At 73.1% G+C, this 18,159-nt stretch carries 10 protein-coding genes; 4 read left to right on the forward strand and 6 right to left on the reverse strand.

Going from position 1 to position 18,159, the window contains the following annotated elements; translation table 11 throughout:
• Positions 1 to 5: 5 nt before the first annotated feature.
• The 4 genes from ACZ6K0_RS06355 (at position 6) to fxsT (ending at position 8,139) form a co-directional block, all read left to right on the forward strand.
• Positions 6 to 3,191 carry an SAV_2336 N-terminal domain-related protein gene (locus ACZ6K0_RS06355; protein ID WP_469228009.1) on the forward strand — a complete coding sequence of 1,062 codons (3,186 nt, stop codon included), beginning with the start codon at positions 6 to 8 and terminating at the stop codon, positions 3,189 to 3,191.
• Positions 3,192 to 3,329: 138 nt separating this feature from the next.
• Positions 3,330 to 3,527 carry a hypothetical protein gene (locus tag ACZ6K0_RS06360; RefSeq protein ID WP_376400204.1) on the forward strand — a complete coding sequence of 66 codons (198 nt, stop codon included), beginning with the start codon at positions 3,330 to 3,332 and terminating at the stop codon, positions 3,525 to 3,527.
• A 198-nt stretch (positions 3,528 to 3,725) separates the two neighbouring features.
• A complete protein-coding gene (locus ACZ6K0_RS06365) occupies positions 3,726 to 5,057 on the forward strand; it encodes an HEXXH motif domain-containing protein (RefSeq protein ID WP_469227671.1) in 1,332 nt (443 codons plus the stop codon).
• Between the two features lie 58 nt (positions 5,058 to 5,115).
• A complete protein-coding gene (gene fxsT / locus ACZ6K0_RS06370; RefSeq protein WP_469227670.1) occupies positions 5,116 to 8,139 on the forward strand; it encodes an FxSxx-COOH system tetratricopeptide repeat protein in 3,024 nt (1,007 codons plus the stop codon).
• A 90-nt stretch (positions 8,140 to 8,229) separates the two neighbouring features.
• Here fxsT and ACZ6K0_RS06375 read toward each other — a convergent pair whose 3' ends face one another.
• The 6 genes from ACZ6K0_RS06375 to ACZ6K0_RS06400 form a co-directional block, all read right to left on the reverse strand.
• Complete coding sequence (locus ACZ6K0_RS06375; RefSeq protein ID WP_469227669.1) at positions 8,230 to 12,039, reverse strand: multifunctional oxoglutarate decarboxylase/oxoglutarate dehydrogenase thiamine pyrophosphate-binding subunit/dihydrolipoyllysine-residue succinyltransferase subunit; 3,810 nt, start codon at positions 12,037 to 12,039, stop codon at positions 8,230 to 8,232.
• A gap of 290 nt (positions 12,040 to 12,329) precedes the next feature.
• A complete protein-coding gene (locus tag ACZ6K0_RS06380) occupies positions 12,330 to 13,445 on the reverse strand; it encodes a HAMP domain-containing sensor histidine kinase (RefSeq protein WP_376400191.1) in 1,116 nt (371 codons plus the stop codon).
• Entirely contained in the window at positions 13,442 to 14,179 is a 738-nt protein-coding gene (locus ACZ6K0_RS06385) for a response regulator transcription factor (protein WP_056644011.1), read from the reverse strand. The genes ACZ6K0_RS06380 and ACZ6K0_RS06385 overlap by 4 nt, the downstream gene beginning before the upstream one ends.
• A 71-nt stretch (positions 14,180 to 14,250) precedes the next feature.
• Complete coding sequence (locus tag ACZ6K0_RS06390; RefSeq protein WP_469227668.1) at positions 14,251 to 14,925, reverse strand: spermidine synthase family protein; 675 nt, start codon at positions 14,923 to 14,925, stop codon at positions 14,251 to 14,253.
• 168 nt (positions 14,926 to 15,093) lie between these two features.
• The gene (gene surE / locus ACZ6K0_RS06395; RefSeq protein WP_469227667.1) at positions 15,094 to 16,170 is read right to left on the reverse strand and encodes a 5'/3'-nucleotidase SurE; all 1,077 of its coding nucleotides are present in this window, start codon (positions 16,168 to 16,170) and stop codon (positions 15,094 to 15,096) included.
• 156 nt (positions 16,171 to 16,326) lie between these two features.
• On the reverse strand, positions 16,327 to 18,072 hold the full coding sequence (locus ACZ6K0_RS06400; protein ID WP_469227666.1) for a glycoside hydrolase family 3 protein: 1,746 nt from the start codon (positions 18,070 to 18,072) through the stop codon (positions 16,327 to 16,329).
• Positions 18,073 to 18,159 lie beyond the last annotated feature (87 nt).

Raw genomic sequence — 18,159 nt, forward strand, 5'->3', positions numbered from 1 at the left:
ACCGGATGCAGCTGGAGGAGCTCACCCGGCGCCTGAGGGCGGGCGGCCAGGACCCGACCGCGGAGGACATCGCGGACGCGGTCTGGCTGTCGCGCTGGCTGCCGGGCACGCCCCGGGAGTCACCGGAGCCGGAGCCGGAGCGGGGGTCGTCATCGGAATCGGGGGCGGGGAACGGCTCGGACGCGGGCCGACTCCCCACCGAGGGGCGAGATTCGGCCAATCGGGGTGCCCACGGGGAGGGGGCCGCGACCGGGACGACGCCGCCCGAGTCCGTCTCCCTGGTCACGAGCACGGGGAGCACGGGGAGTACGGGGAACGCGGGGGGTACGGGAGGACCCGGGGGCTCAGGAGAGCCCGGGGCCGCCGGAGGGCCCGGCGGCCCCGGTGCCGCAGGCCGTACGGAGCGGGCCGCGACCCTGCCCGTCCGCGCCCCCGGCGCCAACGCGCTGCCCGGCCTCCTCGGCCTCCAGAAGGCCCTCCGGCCCCTGCGCGGCTACGCCCTCGTCCCGCAGCGCCCCGGCGAGGGCAGCCTCGACGAGGAGGCCACCGCCGAACGCAGCGCCGCCGCCGGCATCCTCACCCCCGTCCTGCGCCCCGCGACCGGCCGCCGCCCCGACATCCAGCTCCTCATGGACACCGGCCCCGCCATGGTCGTCTGGAGCCGCATGGTCGAGGAACTCCGCCAGGCCTGCCAGCAGTCCGGCGCCTTCCGCGACGTCCAGGTGCACCGGCTCTACGACACCGGCGAAGGCCCCCCGCTCGTCACCACCACCTCCGGCGCCGACGGCAGACCCCGGCTGCGCCCCGTCGACCAGCTGCACGACCCGACGGGCCGCCGGCTCACCCTCGTCGTCAGCGACTGCGTCGGCCCCCTCTGGCAGCGCGGCGCCGCCCAGCGCTTCCTGCGCCAGTGGCCCCGCCGCTCCCCGCTCGCCCTCGTCCAGCCGCTGCCGCCGCGCCTCTGGCCCCGTACCGGGCTCCCCGCCGAACCGGGCACCTTCCAGCGCCCCGCGACCCCCGGCGGCCACACCCCCTTCCGCTCCGACGACGACCCCTGGGGGCCGCCCGTCCCCGGCCGCCGGGCCGTCCCCGTGCTCACCCCCACCCCCGAGGCCTTCGCCTCCTGGGCCCGGCTCCACACCGGCCACGGAGGCAACGCCGTACGCGGCTGGGCCGCCTGGCTGGACCCCGAGACGACGGCGCCCCGCGCGCCCCGGACCCCCCGCGTCCCCCGCCCCGACGAGGAACTCCTCCGCGCCTTCCGGGCCAGTGCCTCGCCCGGTGCGATCCACCTCGCCGTCCACCTCGCGGCGGCGCCGCTCGCGCTCCCCGTCATGCAGCTCGTCCAGCGCGCCATGCTCCCCGACACCGGCCCCATGGAGCTGGCCGAGGTCCTGCTCAGCGGGCTCCTGCGGCGGCTCCCCGGCCCCACCCCGTACCCCTGCTTCAGCTATCCGCCCGGCGTCCAGCAGCACTTCCTCGGCTCGCTCGACCCCAGCGCCGCCGCGCTCGTCCTCAAGCACTGCTCCGCCTACGTGGAGCGGAACTTCGGCCAGGGCATGCGCAACTTCCCGGCGCTCGCCGCCGCCCGCCTCGCCGGCACGGACACGGAGCCCGGCGCCGAGCAGGGCACCGACGGCGAAGGGCGGCACGGGACGGGCGACGGAGCCGCCGCCCTCCCCGAGGCGACCGACGAACCCCTCGGCCCCGAGGGAGCCGAGACCGAGCTCTTCGCCCGCATCCCCGCGCGCGTGCTCCGCTTCTACCACCCCGACCTCATCACCCCCGACCCGCTCACCGAGGCCCGCAGCCTCCTCGCCCAGGGCCGCGCCCACTCCGACCCGGCCCTCCTCGCCGGGGCCCGCGAGCGAGCCGAGGCGGCGCTCCCCACCGCCCCCGCAGAGGCCCGTACCGTCCTCGGCCTCGTCCTGTACGCCGAGGCCGGCACCGCGCTCGCCCGCCGCTCCCACCGGCGCCGCGAGCTCCTCGACCAGGCCGCCGACATGCTCGTACGCGCCGGGGAACTGGCCCTGCCCGGCGGCGAGGCATGGGCCGAGGCCCGGCTCGAACTCGCCGTCGTCCACCACGCCCTGTGGCGCGACACCGACGAATCCGGCCACCTCGACGCGGCCCTCGCCGTCCTCGCCGAGGACGCCGACCGATGGCCCGAGACCGCCCGGCACACCCTCCATCTGCGCCGCGGCCGGCTGCTCCTGGCCCGGGGCGACGGCGAGGCGGCGGCCGGAGAGCTCACCGCGGCCCTCGCCCTCAGGGAGAACGCCGCCACCCTCCTCGACCTCGCCGACGCCCTGCGCCTCACCGAGGCCGACCCGGCCGGCGTCGGGCCCGTGCTCGACCGCGCCGAGCCCCTCCTCGGCGACGGCCGCGCCCTGCGGCTGCGCTTCACCACCGCCCGGGCCCGGCTGTACGACACGACCGGCGACGGGGCCGCGGCCGACGCGGCGTACGAGGAGGCCATCTTGCTCGCCCCCGCCGAGAGCGGGCAGCGCGGCCGGCTCCTGCTGACCTGGGGCGAGTCGCTGCTGCGCCGCGCCGCCGCCGGCACGGGCACCGCCCCCGTCGACCGGGCGGAAGGGGTGCTGCGCGAGGCCCTCACCCGGCTGCCCGGCGACGCGCCGGAACGGGCGGGCGCGTCGACGCTGATCGGCAGCGTGCTCGCGCTCCGCTTCCACCGCGCCGGGTTCCTGCCCGACCTCTTCGAGAGCCGTCACCTGCTGGAACAGGCCGTCCGCACCACCGACGACCCGGGAGCGCGCTCCGAGGCCTGGCTGCAACTGGGGCGGGTGAGGCTGGAGTTGTCCGAGACCGCCCGGGACGGCGGCATCGGCGACGCCCTCACCGCGTACCGCAACGCCTGGGAGGACGCCCGCGCCGCCCACGGCGACACCCCGGGCACGGTCACGGGTGCCCGCGCGTTGCACGCACAGGGAGCGGTCCTGTGTCTGATGGGCCGCCCGGCCCGGGCGCGCGCGGTGCTGCGGTCCGCCGACGAGCAGTGGCGGCGGCTGACGGGGCGTCTCGTGGACGTGGACTGGGACGACGTGGAGCGGACCAAGGCCCTGCTGAGGGAGACGGAGGGGGCGACGGGCACGGGATACGGGAGGGGCTCGGCAGAGGAGCGACGCAGGATCACGCCGCCCTGGTGGGCCTGGAGCGGCGCCACGGGATGAGCTTCTGTCGATCGGCTGGATAACGGGGGCGCGAATGAGCGCAGTTGAATCGAATGGGTTTCCGGTCTCGTGGCGTCGGGAAGAACCGCTGCGCCGCTACGACCGTGGGGGACATGCGTCGGTGAGGAGGAGCCGAGAGTGTTCGAGCGTACGGAGTGGGCGACCGGTGTCGGCCGGAGTGCCGGCCGGTCTCCGCGTCTGCCCGATCTCGCGGCCGTTGATCTGCGGACCTTGCGCGTCATGGACGACGCCGTCCTCGGTGCGGCGGTCGAGAGAGTGCTGCTCCACCCCTCGGATCTGGTCGTCTCCTGGCCCGAGGACGCCATCGTCGACTGACGCCCGGGTGCCCGGCGCGGCCCGGACCGGAGCCTGTCCGCCCTGTCCGCCGCCGTCCGGCACCCGCGCCGACCGCTCGTTTCCGGCCGTATCCGTCAGGCGGCGGCCGGCGGCTCGGTACGCACGGGCCGAGCGGCGGGCCGAGCGGCGGGCCGGGCGGGCCGGGCAGTCGCCGGCGGGCCGCTCCCGGAGGCGCGAGTGATCGCCGCCCCGCCGCGCCCCGCGGCCTTCGCCGCGCTCGCGGCCACCCGTCCCGCCCCGGCCGGCGCGTCCTTCCTGCGGACCGGCGCGCACGCCCGCCGACTGCTGCTGCTCAAGGCCCTGCTGGTACGGGTACGGCGCCAACGCGACGAGGTCGCTCCCGAGACCCTGCGCGGCTTCGACACCGCCTGGCGCCTCCTGGAGCGGACCGAGCGCACGGCCCCCGCCGTGGTCCGCGCCGTCCTCGACTACCCGACCACCGGGGCCTGGCTCGCCGCCGCCCTGACCGAACCCGCGGGACCCGCCCTCGACCGGCACCTGGCCCGCCTGGAACCGATCGCGGCCACCGCCGCCCTGCGCGCCGGCCGGCGCCTCGACCTCGTGATCCAGGCGCCCGCCGGAGTGCTCTCGCTCCCGGGCGTCGGGAGCGTCCTGGTGACTCCGGGCCCGGTCCGGCTCACCTCCCGCTCCCAGGTCGTCCGAATCCACTCCGAGGGCGCCCGCGGGGCCCCGGCGGCGCTCCTGCGCGTCACCGACGGCCGCCCCGGCGACAGCGACGGAGCCGGCGTCGGCCCCGGAGCGTCCGCCGGTGCCGGCCCCGGCGCCGTGACCGGCAGCGGCCCCGGCTGGCGCGGCCTGCGCGGCCTGTCCGGCGGAGCCGCCCGCCTGGAGGACCTGGACCCGTACCGCGTACCGCCCGGCGGCGTCGGCACCCCGGCCCGGGTGGCGGCCGAGCGGCCCGACATCGACCACGCCGCCTGGTCCGGCCACTGGCGCGCCGCCCGGGAACTGCTGCGGCGGACCGACCGGGAGCGGGCGGCGGAGGTCGGGCGGACGGTCGGCGCCCTCGTCCCCCTCGTACCGCAGGGGCCGCGCTCGGTCGGCGCCACGCTCAGCGTCGCCCCCGGGGCCGTCCTCATGACGCCCTCGGCCGGCGCCTTCGACATGGCGGAGACCCTCGTCCACGAGCTGCACCACGGCAAGCTCTCCACGCTCCACGAACTCGTCCCGCTCTACCGCCCCGGCCACGCCGTGCTGTACCGGGTCGGCTGGCGCACCGACGAGCGTCCGGTCGCCGGGGTCTTCCAAGGCGCCTACGCGCACCTGGCGTTGGCCGATCTGTGGCGGCGGGCGAGGGACGCCCCCGGGGTCCCGGGGCCGTGGCGAGCGCGGGCCGTCCATCAGTTCGACCATGTCCACGATCAGGTGGGCGAAGCGCTCGCGATGCTGCTTGAATCCGATGAACTGACCAATGAGGGGCGGGAGTTCGCCCGGCAAATGAGGCAGCTCCATGCGAGCCTCGGAGCGAGCCACGGCCCCCGTGGGTAACACTGTGCCCACGGCACATGACACTGCGTTGCGCGTGAGCGGGACGGGAGACGTACAGATGGCGGAACAGCGGTCGGGCGGGGGCGCGGAGAGCCACGGCGGCAGGTCCGCCCCCGAACACGTCCTGGTGGTCTTCCCCGGCTACCACCGGCCGTGGGCGGCCTGGATCAACCAGCGGCTCGAAGCCCACGGCGTACGCGCCACCCTCCAGCGGTGGGACCCGCCCCGCGAGGTCCCCCTGGAGGACTCCCTCGGCGACCTGCTCCTCGCCCGCGGCCGGGTCCTCCTCGTCCTCAACGACTGGTTCTTCGAGCTCGGCCCCCGGCCGGCCGGCGAGTGGAACGACGTCCTGCGCGGCTTCGTCGCCGCGCACGCCGACCGGTTCGCCGCCGTCAACCTCACCAACCGCACCCTGCTCCCCTCCACCGCCGTCCTCGAACCCGTCAGCCTCTGGGGCGTCGGCGAGGAGGAGGCCGAGGCACGGCTCCTCAGCAGGCTCTCGATCGAACCCCGCCGAGCCTCCGGCCGCCGCCTCCCGGCCGCCGCCCTCGCCCGCTACCCCGACAACCCGCCCGAGATCTGGGGCGACGTCCCCCGCCGCAACCCCCGGTTCACCGGCCGCGACGACCTCCTCACCGAGCTCCAGGAACGGCTCATGGACGCCGAGCGCGGCAGCGCCGCGTGCACCCTCCTCGGCATGTCCGGCATCGGCAAGACCCAGATCGCCGCCGAGTACGCCCACCGCTTCAGCCCCGACTACGACGTCATCTGGTGGGTCAGCTCCGACGACCGCAACGTCCAGCGCGACCGCCTCGGCGAACTCGCCGTCCGGCTCTCCCTGCCCACCGGCAGCGAGCCCGGCGAACGCATCCGCGCCGTCCGCGAAGCCCTCCGCCGCGGCGACCCGCACGCCCGCTGGCTCATCGTCTTCGACGGCTGGGACGACACCGACGGCATCGAGGTCATGCTGCCCCAGGGCCCCGGCCACGTCCTCATCACCTCCCGCAACCGCGGCTGGCGCGAGCACACCGACGTCCTGGAGATCCCCAGCTTCGACCGCTCCGAGTCCACCGGCTACCTGATGCGCCGCGCCCCGCAGATCAGCGCGGCCGAGGCCGACGAGGTCGCCGCCGAGTTCGGAGACGTACCCCTGCCGCTCGTCCAGGCCGCCGCCTGGCTCGGCGAGTCCGGCATGGAGGCCCCCGAGTACCTCCGCATGGTCCGCGACGGACGGCTCTCCACCGTCGACGAGCCCTCGGCGGGCGACGGCATGCCCAACGCCTCCCTCACCTCCTGGTCGATACTGATCAACCGGCTCCGCCGCGCCCAGCCCCAGGCCATCGACATCCTCAGCCTGTGCGCCTCCTTCGCCCCCGGCCGCATCCCGCTCGGCATCGTCCGCGCCTACCCGCAGGCCCAACTGCCCGAGGACCTCCGCTGGATGGCCACGGACCTGCCCGCCTGGACCCGCGCCCTCGACACCCTCGTCAACTACTCGGTGCTCACCCGCGAGACCCGAGGCCCCATGACCACCGACGAGATCGGCCCCCACCAGGAGTCGATCCACATGCACCGGCTGGTCCACGACATCGTCGCCCGGCTCACCGACGGCGAGCACCGCGACGCCCACCGCAAGGCCGTCCGCACCCTGCTCGCCGAGGCCGACCCCGGCAACCCCACCGACAGCAGGCACTGGCCCCGCTACTCCGAACTCCTCCCGCACCTGGAACCGTCGGGCGCCCTCCGCAGCACCGACCCGCGCATCCAGGTCGCCGTCCTCAACTGCCTGCGGTTCTGCGACCGCAGCGGCGAGTACAAGGCCGGCATCCGGCTGGCCGGACGCATCCGGGACGAGTGGACGTCCTTCATGGAGCCGCTCGCCCCGCACATGCAGGAACTCACCACGCTCGAAGGCGACATCCTGCGCCGCTACGGCCGCTTCCGCGAGGCGTACGACCTCGACCTTGCCCAGCGCGAGCGGCTGACCGCCGCCGGGACCACCGACCAGCTCGGCGAACTCCAGACCAAGGTCTCCATCGCCCGCGACCTGCGCTTCCTCGGCCAGTACAAGGAGTCGGAGCAGCTCCAGCGGGAGGCCCTCGCCGAAGCCCGGAGCCTGCTCGGCGAGACCCAGTTCCTCACCCTCGTCGCCCGCCACAACCTCGGCGTCGTGCTGCGGATGCTCGGCCGCTACCAGGAGGCGTACGAGCAGGACGCCGACACCCTCACCCGCTGCGAGACCGTCCTGCGGCCCCACCACGCCTCCACGCTCAACTCCAACAACGCCGTCGCCCAGGACCTGCGCCTGCTCGGCCGCTACCGCGAGGCGCTCGGCCGGCAGGAGGCCAACGTCCGGCTGCACGTGAAGATCCTCGGACCCCAGCACCTCCACACCCTGTACGCGCGCAGCCAGCTGGCGCTCTGCCGCCGCCGCGAGGGCGGCTTCCAGCAGGACATCGGCACCATGATGGCGAGCGTCCTGGAGCACCTGGAGCAGGCCTACGGCCGCGACCACTACGTGACGCTGTCGGCCGTCACCAACTACGCCAACTTCCTCCGCGAGCACGGCGACCTCGACCTCGCCAGGGAGCTCATCACCGAGGCCGAGGCCGGCTACCGCGCCCTCCTCGGCCCCGCCCACCCGGTCTCCACCGGCGTCCTCGCCAACACGGCGCTCGTCATGCAGGCCTCCGGCGAGCGGGCCGCCGCCATGACCATGCTGGAGTCGGCGCTCGCCGGACTCACCGCCACCCTCGGCTCCGACCACCCCTGGGTGTTCGGCTGCGCCCTCAACGCCAGCGCCGCCCGCAACTTCAACGGACGGGTCGCCGAGGCCGCCGAACTCAGCCGGGACACCCTGCGCCGGGCCCGGCACGTCCTCGGGAACGAGCACCCGCTGACCCTGTCCTGCCAGGTCGCGCTCGCCACCGACCTGCGCGGCCTGCGCGAGACCGACGAGGCCGGGAAGCTGGAGGAGGACGCGCTCCTGACCCTCACCAGGACCCTCGGCGCCCAGCACCCGCACACCCTCTCGGCGCGCCAGCGCAACCGTCCGTACTGGGACTTCGAGGCCAATCTCTGACGGCCGCCGCCCCGAGGCGCCCGGAGAACGCCGGAGGCCCGGCACCCCGAGTGGGGTGCCGGGCCTCCGTACGTGCTCCGAGGACGACGATCAGGCGTCGAAGACCTCGTTGACCAGCTGCTGCTGCTCCGCCTGGTGACGCTTGGCCGAGCCGACCGCCGGGGACGAGGAGTGCGGACGCGAGATCCGGCGCAGGCGCTCGCCCGCCGGGATGTCCGCGCCGACCGCCAGGTCGAGGTGGTCGATCAGGTTGAGCGCGATGAACGGCCACGCACCCTGGTTCGCCGGCTCCTCCTGCGCCCAGATGTACTTCGCGGCGTTCGGGTACTTGGCGATCTCGGCCTGGAGCTCGGCACCCGGCAGCGGGTACAGGCGCTCCAGACGGATGATCGCGGTCTCCGTGTCACCGCGCTTCTGACGCTCGGCCTCCAGGTCGTAGTAGACCTTGCCGGCGCAGAAGACGACCTTGCGGACGTCCGCGGGGTTGACGGTCGAGTCGCCGATCACCGGGCGGAAGCCGCCGGTGGTGAACTCCTCCACCTTCGACGCCGCGGCCTTCAGACGCAGCATCGACTTCGGGGTGAAGACGATGAGCGGCTTGTGGTGCGGGTTGTGCACCTGCCAGCGCAGGAGGTGGAAGTAGTTCGACGGCAGCGTCGGCATCGCGATCGTCATGTTGTCCTGGGCGCACATCTGGAGGAAGCGCTCCGGGCGCGCGGACGAGTGGTCCGGGCCCTGGCCCTCGTAGCCGTGCGGCAGGAGCAGCGTGACGCCGGAGGTCTGGCCCCACTTCTGCTCGGCCGAGGAGATGAACTCGTCGACGACGGTCTGCGCGCCGTTGACGAAGTCACCGAACTGGGCCTCCCAGACGACCAGTGCCTCGGGGCGGGCCAGCGAGTAGCCGTACTCGAAGCCCATCGCCGCGTACTCGCTGAGCAGCGAGTCGTAGACGTTGTAGTGGGCCTGGTCGTCGGCCAGGTAGAGCAGCGGGGTGAAGTCCTCGCCGGTCTCCTGGTCCACCAGCACCGCGTGGCGCTGGCCGAAGGTGCCGCGACGGGAGTCCTGGCCGGAGAGCCGGACCGGGGTGCCCTCCATCAGCAGGGAGCCGATGGCGAGGGTCTCGCCGAAGCCCCAGTCGATGGTGCCGTCGTCGATGGAGGCGGCGCGGCGCTGCATCTGCGGCGTCAGACGCGCGTGGACCGTGATCCGCTCCGGGACGTTGACCTGCGACTCGGCGATCCGCTTCACGACCTCGGCGGAGACCGCGGTGGTGACGGAGACCGGGAACTCGGCCTTGGCGTCCGGGACCTGGGTCGGAACCGGGGCGGCGGTGGCCTCGCGGACCTCCGCGAACACCTTCTCCAGCTGGCCCTGGAAGTCCTGGAGCGACTGCTCCGCCTCTTCGAGGGTGATGTCGCCGCGACCGATGAGCGACTCGGTGTACAGCTTGCGCACCGAGCGCTTCTTGTCGATCAGGTTGTACATCTGCGGGTTGGTGAACGAGGGGTTGTCGCCCTCGTTGTGACCGCGGCGGCGGTAGCAGATGAGGTCGATCACGACGTCCTTGTTGAACGTCTGGCGGAACTCGAAGGCGAGCCGCGCGACGCGGACCACGGCCTCCGGGTCGTCGCCGTTCACGTGGAAGATCGGCGCCTCGATCATGCGGGCCACGTCGGTCGCGTACATCGAGGAACGCGAGGACTCCGGGGCGGCGGTGAAGCCGACCTGGTTGTTGATGACGATGTGGACCGTGCCGCCGGTGCGGTAGCCCCGCAGCTGCGACATGTTCAGGGTCTCGGCCACGACGCCCTGGCCCGCGAAGGCCGCGTCACCGTGGAGGGCGACCGGCAGGACGGTGAAGTCCGTGCCGCCCTTGTTGATGACGTCCTGCTTGGCGCGGACGATGCCTTCCAGGACCGGGTCGACCGCCTCCAGGTGCGAGGGGTTGGCGGCCAGGGAGACCGTGATCTGCTCGCCGTCGAGACCGGTGAAGGTGCCCTGGGCGCCCAGGTGGTACTTGACGTCGCCGGAGCCGTGCATCGACTTCGGGTCGAGGTTGCCCTCGAACTCGCGGAAGATCTGCGCGTACGACTTGCCCACGATGTTCGCGAGGACGTTCAGGCGGCCGCGGTGGGCCATGCCGATGACGACCTCGTCGAGGCGCGACTCGGCGGCCGAGTCGATGACCGCGTCGAGCAGCGGGATGACGGACTCGCCGCCCTCCAGGGAGAAGCGCTTCTGGCCGACGTACTTCGTCTGCAGGAAGGTCTCGAAGGCCTCCGCCGCGTTCAGCCGGCGCAGGATCCGCAGCTGCTCCTCGCGCTCCACACGGGCGTGGGGGCGCTCGACGCGGTCCTGGATCCACTTGCGCTGCTTCGGGTCCTGGATGTGCATGAACTCGACGCCGGTGGTGCGGCAGTACGAGTCGCGCAGGACGCCGAGGATGTCGCGGAGCTTCATCATCGACTTGCCGGCGAAACCGCCGACCGCGAACTCCCGCTCAAGGTCCCACAGGGTGAGGCCGTGCTCGGTGATGTCCAGGTCGGGGTGCTTGCGCTGCTTGTACTCCAGCGGGTCGGTGTCGGCCATGACGTGGCCGCGGACCCGGTAGGAGTGGATGAGCTCGAAGACGCGCGCGGCCTTGGTGACGTCGTCGTCGTGCGACGCGTCGATGTCCTTGAGCCAGCGGACCGGCTCGTAGGGGATGCGCAGCGCCTTGAAGATGTCGTCGTAGAAGCCCTGCTCGCCGAGGAGGTAGTTCGCGACGACGCGCAGGAACTCGCCGGAGGCGGCGCCCTGGATGACCCGGTGGTCGTAGGTCGAGGTCAGGGTCATGACCTTCGAGATGCCCAGCTTGTTCAGGGTGTCCTGCGACGTGCCCTGGAACTCGGCCGGGTAGTCCATCGAGCCGACGCCCATGATGACCGACTGGCCGGGCATCAGACGCGGCACGGAGTGGACGGTGCCGAGGCCGCCGGGGTTGGTCAGGGAGACCGTGACGCCGGAGAAGTCCTCCATCGTCAGCTTGCCCACGCGGGCCCGCTTGACGATGTCCTCGTACGCCTGCCAGAACTCGAAGAAGTTGAGCGTCTCGGCCTTCTTGATGCCCGCGACGACGAGCTGGCGGTCGCCGTTGGGCTTCACCAGGTCGATCGCGAGACCGAAGTTGACGTGCTCCGGCTTGACCAGGGTCGGCTTGCCGTCCTTCTCCGCGAAGGAGTAGTTCATCGACGGCATGGCCTTGATCGCCTGCACCATCGCGTAGCCGATGAGGTGCGTGAAGGAGATCTTCCCGCCCCGGGCGCGCTTCAGGTGGTTGTTGATCACGATCCGGTTGTCGAAGAGCAGCTTCACCGGGACGGCGCGGACGGACGTGGCCGTCGGCACCTCCAGCGAGGCGTTCATGTTCTTCGCGACCGCGGCGGCGGGACCGCGCAGCGTGACCAGCTCGGGGCCGGCGGGGGCCTCGGTGGCCTCCTTGGCCTTCACCGGCGCCGGAGCGGCGGCGGGCTTCGCGGCGACCGGGGCGGCAGGCGCGGCGGGAGCCGCGGCCGGCTTGGCCGGAGCCGGAGCCGCGGCGGGCGCCGGGGCCGGAGCGGGCACGGAGGCCGGAACGGCCGCCGGAGCGGCAGGCGCGGCCTGTGCGGGGCCCGTCTGCGGCACGGCGGGCGCGCTCTGAGTGGTGGTGGGGGCCGGGGCGGTCGGGGTCGCCGACGCTCCCGGCTTGTAGTCGGCGAAGAAGTCCCACCAGGCACGATCGACCGAATTCGGGTCCTGGAGGTACTGCTGGTAGATCTCGTCGACGAGCCACTCATTGGCACCGAAGGCGGCGGCAGGGTTCTTACCCTGCCCGTCTTGGTCGGTCGGGGAGCTCGGGGTACTGGGGGACTGAGACGACACGGCGGCAACCGCCCTCTTCCGCTTCACAAGGTGATGGACAGCGGAAATAAAGGCTACGCCTACCCGGCCGGGAGGTGCAGGCCAGGCACTCCAACGTCGCGCAAGTCACACTTGACGAGGTGTTTCGGGACCGTGAATGGCGGGAAACAAGCGTGGTTCCGCACGTGTGAGGGTACGGAAAAGCGCGGGCGCGGCCCTCTTCGACCGCATCCCTGATCGCACCCCGTTCACGTGCACGCAGGTCCCGCTCACGTACACGCAGAACGTGCTCTTCCGGTTCGAACCCTACGTCAATCTCTCGGCGGAAGGCTGCCCGGAAGAGTGACCCGGATACGGCAGCCGCGTGACGATTCGGCCACGCCGATCCCGCCACCGTGCAGATCCACGGCCCAGCGGGCGATCGCGAGCCCGAGCCCGGTGCCGCCGTCGCTGCCCGGACCGTGCCGGTGCGCCGCCGTGCCCCGGTTGAACCGCTCGAAGACCTTGTGCCGCTCCGACTCCGGGATGCCGGGACCCTCGTCCTCGACCTCCAGCGCCAGCGAGTCCGGATACGGGCCGCGCCGGGCCCGGACCGTGACCCGGCCGTGCGGCGGCGAGTGCTTCACCGCGTTGTCGATCAGGTTGGCCATCACCTGGTGCAGCCGCTCCGCGTCCGCGTGCGCGACCAGCTCGGGCGGCGACACGTCCAGGTGCAGATGGACGTCCGTGCGGTTGTGCAGCCCCGACGTGGAGAACAGGCCGCGCTGGGACGCGGCGAGGTTCGCCTCGCGCAGCACCCCCGACAGGTACGGCCACACCTCGAAACGGCTGGCCTTCAGCGCGACGACACCGTTGTCAAGACGTGACAGGTCCAACAGCGTCTCCACCAGCCGGCCGAGCCGCTCCGTCTGCTTCAGCGCCGAGCGCATCGTCTCCGGATCGGCCTCGGACACCCCGTCCACGACGTTCTCCAGGACGGCCCGGAGCGCGGCGATCGGCGTGCGCAGCTCGTGCGAGACATTGGCGACCAGCTCCTTGCGGTGCCGGTCGACGGCCTCCAGGTCGTCCGCCATGCGGTTGATCGTCAAGGCGAGGGCGCCCAGCTCGTCCCGCCGGTCCGCGCCCCGCACTCGGCGGCTGAAGTCGCCGCGCGAGATCGACCCGGCGACCGTGGTCATCTCGTCCAGCGGCGCCGTCAGGGACTGCGCCACGAACTGGGTGATCAGCAGGGTCGCGATCATCGCGAAGATCGTGATGTACCGGAACTCCGTGGAGGTCCGGATCGCCACCAGGGCGAGGCACGAGGTCAGCAGCACCGCGCCGACGACCAGGGCACCCAGCTTGGTCTTGATCGAGATGACGATCCGCCGCCGGGCGGGCCGCCGCGCGCCGGCGGTGCCCTCCGTGCGCCTCCCCGGCCGGCTCATGGCGCCGGGGTCTCCAGCGCGTACCCCACGCCATGGACCGTACGGATGCGCTCGGCTCCGATCTTCCGGCGCAGCGCCTTGATGTGGCTGTCCACGGTCCGGGTGCCGGAGGCGTCCGCCCAGTCCCACACCTCGGCGAGGAGCTGCTCCCGCGAGAGGACCGCCCTCGGGGTGCTCGCCAGGCAGACCAGCAGGTCGAACTCGGTCGGGGTCAGGTGCACGTCCTCGGAGCGCACCCGGACCCGGCGCTGCGCGTGGTCGATCTCCAGCTCGCCGAGGCGCAGGATCCCGCTGCGCGGGGTGACGGCCGCCAGCGCGGCCCGCTCGACCCGGCGCAGCAGGACGTGCACCCGGGCGGCGAGCTCGCGCATCGAGAACGGCTTCGTCATGTAGTCGTCCGCGCCGACGCCGAGCCCGACGAGCATGTCGGTCTCGTCGTCCCGCGCGGTCAGCATGAGGACGGGGACGGGCCGCTGGGCCTGGACCCGGCGGCACACCTCCAGGCCGTCGAAGCCCGGGAGCATCACGTCCAGGACCATCAGGTCCGGTTGCCAGGCCTCGGCGGCGTCCACGGCCGCCGGGCCGTCGGTCGCGGTCTGCACGAGGAAGCCCTCTGCGCGCAGCCGCGCGGAGATCGCCTCGACGATCGTCGCGTCGTCCTCGACCACGAGGACCCGTCGCTGGGCCCCGGGAGTGGCCGCCGCACCGTGGTGAGTGGTGTGTGTCTGCTCCATTGCCCCGCCTCGCGTCGCCGATGTCGGTGCAGCAGCCTAGAGGTACGGGTGGTGTCCCGGCTATCCAGGAGTTATCGGGGGCGGACGGCGAGGTGGACCGCGTCGGGGACGCCCCGGGCAACGGGGATCTCTTCCGTCCGTACCCCGCTGAATCCGGCATTCCGCAACGAGTCTTCGAAATCGACCGAGGGCTGCGCGGACCATACGGCGAGGATGCCGCCGGGGTTCAGCCGGGCCGCGCAGGCCGTCAACCCCTCGGCCGAGTACAGGGTTTCGTTGTCCTCGGTGACCGTCCAGTCCGGCCCGTTGTCGATGTCCAGACAGAGGGCGTCGTAGGTGTCGGAGGTGGTGCGGAGGTAGGTCACCAGGTCCGTGTGCAGGATCACGGTCCTCGGATCGGCCAGCGCCCTCCCGGAGATCGAGGAGAGGGGCCCCTGGCGGTGCCAGTCGATGATGGCGCCCTCACGCTCGGCGACGGCGATCCGGCCCCAGCGCGGGTCGGCCGCCGCGTGCGCGAGGGAGAAGCCGACCCCGAGGCCGCCGACGAGGACGGAGGCGCCGGAGCGGGACTCCTCGGGCAGGGCGTCCAGGGCGGCGTCGACGAGCAGCCGCTCGGAGCGCCCGTCGGAGGTGTCCATCAGGAAGGTGCCGTTGGCGATGATCTCGAAATGCTCGGCACGGCGGCGCAGCACGACTTCTCCGTACGGCCCGTCCCGGCGGTCGAGTGTCACGGGGCTGGTGGTCAACGCGGGTCACTCCGCTCTCGGCTCGGCAGTGGGTGGTCCCGGCCATCCTCGCGGGGCGAAGGAGGCCGGGACAAACACTTAACGGAGTCGCGCGGTTACCGCGTAACGGGGTCGCGGGGTTACGGGGCGACCGGATTGCGGGGTTGCGGGGTCGCAGGGTTTACGGGGTTACGGGCGCGGGGCCTCGTGCTCGACGAACCGCTCGATCCGGTTCAGCTCGCGGCGGGCGTCGACCGGCGTGCCGTACGTGCGGTCCCAGGTGATCGGGGCGACCGTGATGTGGCCCTTGTCGAGCAGCCAGGTGGAGTCGGCGTCCTTCCGGCCCTCGGCGCACTCGCCCTCGCCGCTGCCGTCGAACGGGCAGAGGCCGAGCGCGATGTCGAAGGAGTCGCTGTTCCCGCGCTGTTCGAAGGCGTGGTAGACGACCGACCCGTCGCCGACCCGGGTCCAGACCGGGGCCTTCGCCGGCGCGCCGGCGCTGACGTCGGGGTAGTCGATCTTGAGGGCGAACTTCGAGGTCAGCAGGGAGCGCTGCTTGAGTCCCGCGACGAACCGGGCGCCGAACTCGGCGTGGGCGCGGTAGTTGACGCGCGGGAAGGAGGTGTTGGTGGCGTCGCCGGAGGAGGAGAAGGCGAGGGCCGGGACCCCCTGGTCGATGGCGGCGACGGCGGCGCCGACGGTGCCGGAGTCGTTGACGCTGGCGGAGATGTTGGGGCCGGAGTTGATGCCCGTGAGGACGAGGTCGGGGGCCTCGGTCCAGCCGGCCTTCGCTCTGAGCCCGCCGCGCAGGGCGAGCTTGACGGTGTCGGCGGGAGTGGCGCTCGCGGAGTCCTTCGCGCAGGGGCCGTCGGAGAGGCAGACGCCGTAGACCGCGCCCCGGGCGGGGGCGCCCGCGCAGTCGTTCTCGTACCCGGCGGGCAGGACGGTGCGGCGCTGGGCGGTGACGACGCCGCCGTTGGTGACGGCGGTGCCCTTGCCGGACTGCACCTGCCAGGGGGCCATGACGACGACGTCGGCGCCGGCGGCGCACATCGCGCGGCGGAGCTCGTACAGGCCGAGGCCGTCGGAGTTGCTCGCCTTCGCGGCCTGCATCGAGTCGTCGTTGGAGATCAGGATCCGCATCCCGGCGAGCGGCCCTGCGGAAGCGGAAGCGGTGCCGGCGGTGTCCGCGGTGGTGGCGTAGGCGGTGGCGCCCAGGCTGACGAGCAGGGCGGCGGCCGCGGACAGGGCGACGTAGGTGCGCATGGAGAACCTTTCAGGTGCATGACATGCGGGCAGAGAGAAGAGATCCGGGGCCCGGCCCTGGGGGTCCCCCAGGACGAAGTCCTAGGGGGAGGGCAGGCCCCGGATCGGTCGCGGGGTCGTTCAGGTACCCCGCGGTCTAGGGGTGATTTCCGGCCGTTACAGCGCCAGGCCGTGGCCGTGCGCGAAGACCGGGTCCGCCGTGTCGTTCGGCACGTCCGGGCGGGCCGCCTCCACCGCCGCCATCGAGCGCGGCAGCTCGAAGGGGAGCCGTCCCTCGGCCTTCGCCCGCCCGAAGGCCACGTCGAGCAGGGCCTCGTCGCTCGCGCCGAAGTCGGCGATCAGCGCCGCCGCGTGCTCGGCGATCTCCGGCAGGACCGCCGGCCGCTCCAGGTTGACGCAGACGACCGTCGGCACGGCGGCGAGCAGGCCCAGGATCCGGGTCAGCTCGGGCTCGGGGAAGGCGAGCGAGCCGGAGTGGAAGAAGGACTCGAAGAGGTTCGGCCGCTCCTCGTACGGGGTGCGCAGCCGCAGCACCGCGAGGTCGGCGTCGGCCGGGTCGGCGACGACCTCGCCGTAGGCGGCCGCGACGGCCGGGTCGACGTTCTCGACGTACAGTTTCGGCCGTCCCGACAGGGGGAGCGGGCCGTCGGTGAGGACGGTGAGGGAGCGGCGCTGGGCGGTGGCGCCCGCGGCCGTGAAGTCGGCGCGGCCGACGGTCTCCGCGGCCTCGTCGGGGTCGACGTACCGGCGCTCGTCGAAGAGGCCGAGGAGGAACTTCTCGCGCAGCAGGCGGCGTACGGAGTCGTCGACGCGGGCCTCGGAGACCCGGCCCGAGGCCATCAGCTCCACGATCACCTCGGGGCACTGCTCGCCGCCGAACTGGTCCACGCCCGCGTCCAGCGCCTTCGCCGTCCGCTCGGCCACGCTCAGGTGCTCCACGCCCCAGGCGCGCGCCGGGTGCATCTCGCCGAAGATCGCCGCGTCCGTGAGCAGGCCCCAGTCGGTGCAGACGATGCCGGTGTAGCCGAGCTCCTCGCGGAGCAGCCCCGTGATGACGCCCTTGTTGAAGCCGAAGCCGACCTCTTCCCAGTCGGTGCCGATCGGCTGGCCGTAGTACGGCATCATCTGCGAGCAGCCGGCCGCGATCGCGTGCCGGAACGGCTCCAGGTGGTGCTCTCGCATGCCGCCCGGGTAGACCTGCTCCTTGCCGTGCGCGAAGTGCGGGTCCTCGCCGTCCTTCTGCGGGCCGCCGCCGGGGAAGTGCTTGACCATCGCGGCCACCGAGTTCTTGCCGAGGCTCTCGCCCTGGAGACCGCGGACGTACGCCTCCACCAGCTCGCCCGTCAGCTTCGCGTCGGAGCCGAAGGTGCCGGACTGGCGGGACCAGCGGGGCTCGGTCGCGAGGTCGATCTGCGGGTGGAGCGCCGTACGGAAGCCGACGGAGAGGTACTCGCGGCGGACCGTGTCGGCGAAGGCGAAGACGAGCTCGGGGTCGCCGATGGCGGCGAGGCCGAGCGCCTCGGGCCAGGCGGAGAAGGCGCCGGAGTTGAAGGAGGCGCCGATGTTGTCGGTGAAGGCGTGGCGGGGGTCGGTGGAGAGCGAGACGGGGATGCCGAGGCGGGTGCCGGCGGCCATCTCCTGGACGGCGTTGTGCCAGAGGGCCATCTCGCGGGCGCCGTAGGTGCCGAGCAGGTTGAAGTGGGTGAGCTGCCGGTCCTCGACGAGCTCGGGGGTGGTGAGCGGCAGCATCGAACCGTCCGTGTCGGTCACCGGGGTGCCGTCGGGGTTCATCATCAGCATGGAGTGGAAGAGCTGGCCGGCCTTCTCCTCCGGGGTCATCCGGGCGAGGAGGTCCTCGACGCGCTCGTCGACGGGGCGGGTGGCGTCCTGGTAGGGGTGCATGTCGTACGTCCCTGCTTGCTTGACCGGGTGCTGACGGGTGCTGACGGGTGCTGACGGGTGCTGACGGGGTGCTGACCGGGCGACGTG

The organism is Streptomyces sp. NPDC042346, assembly GCF_055581845.1.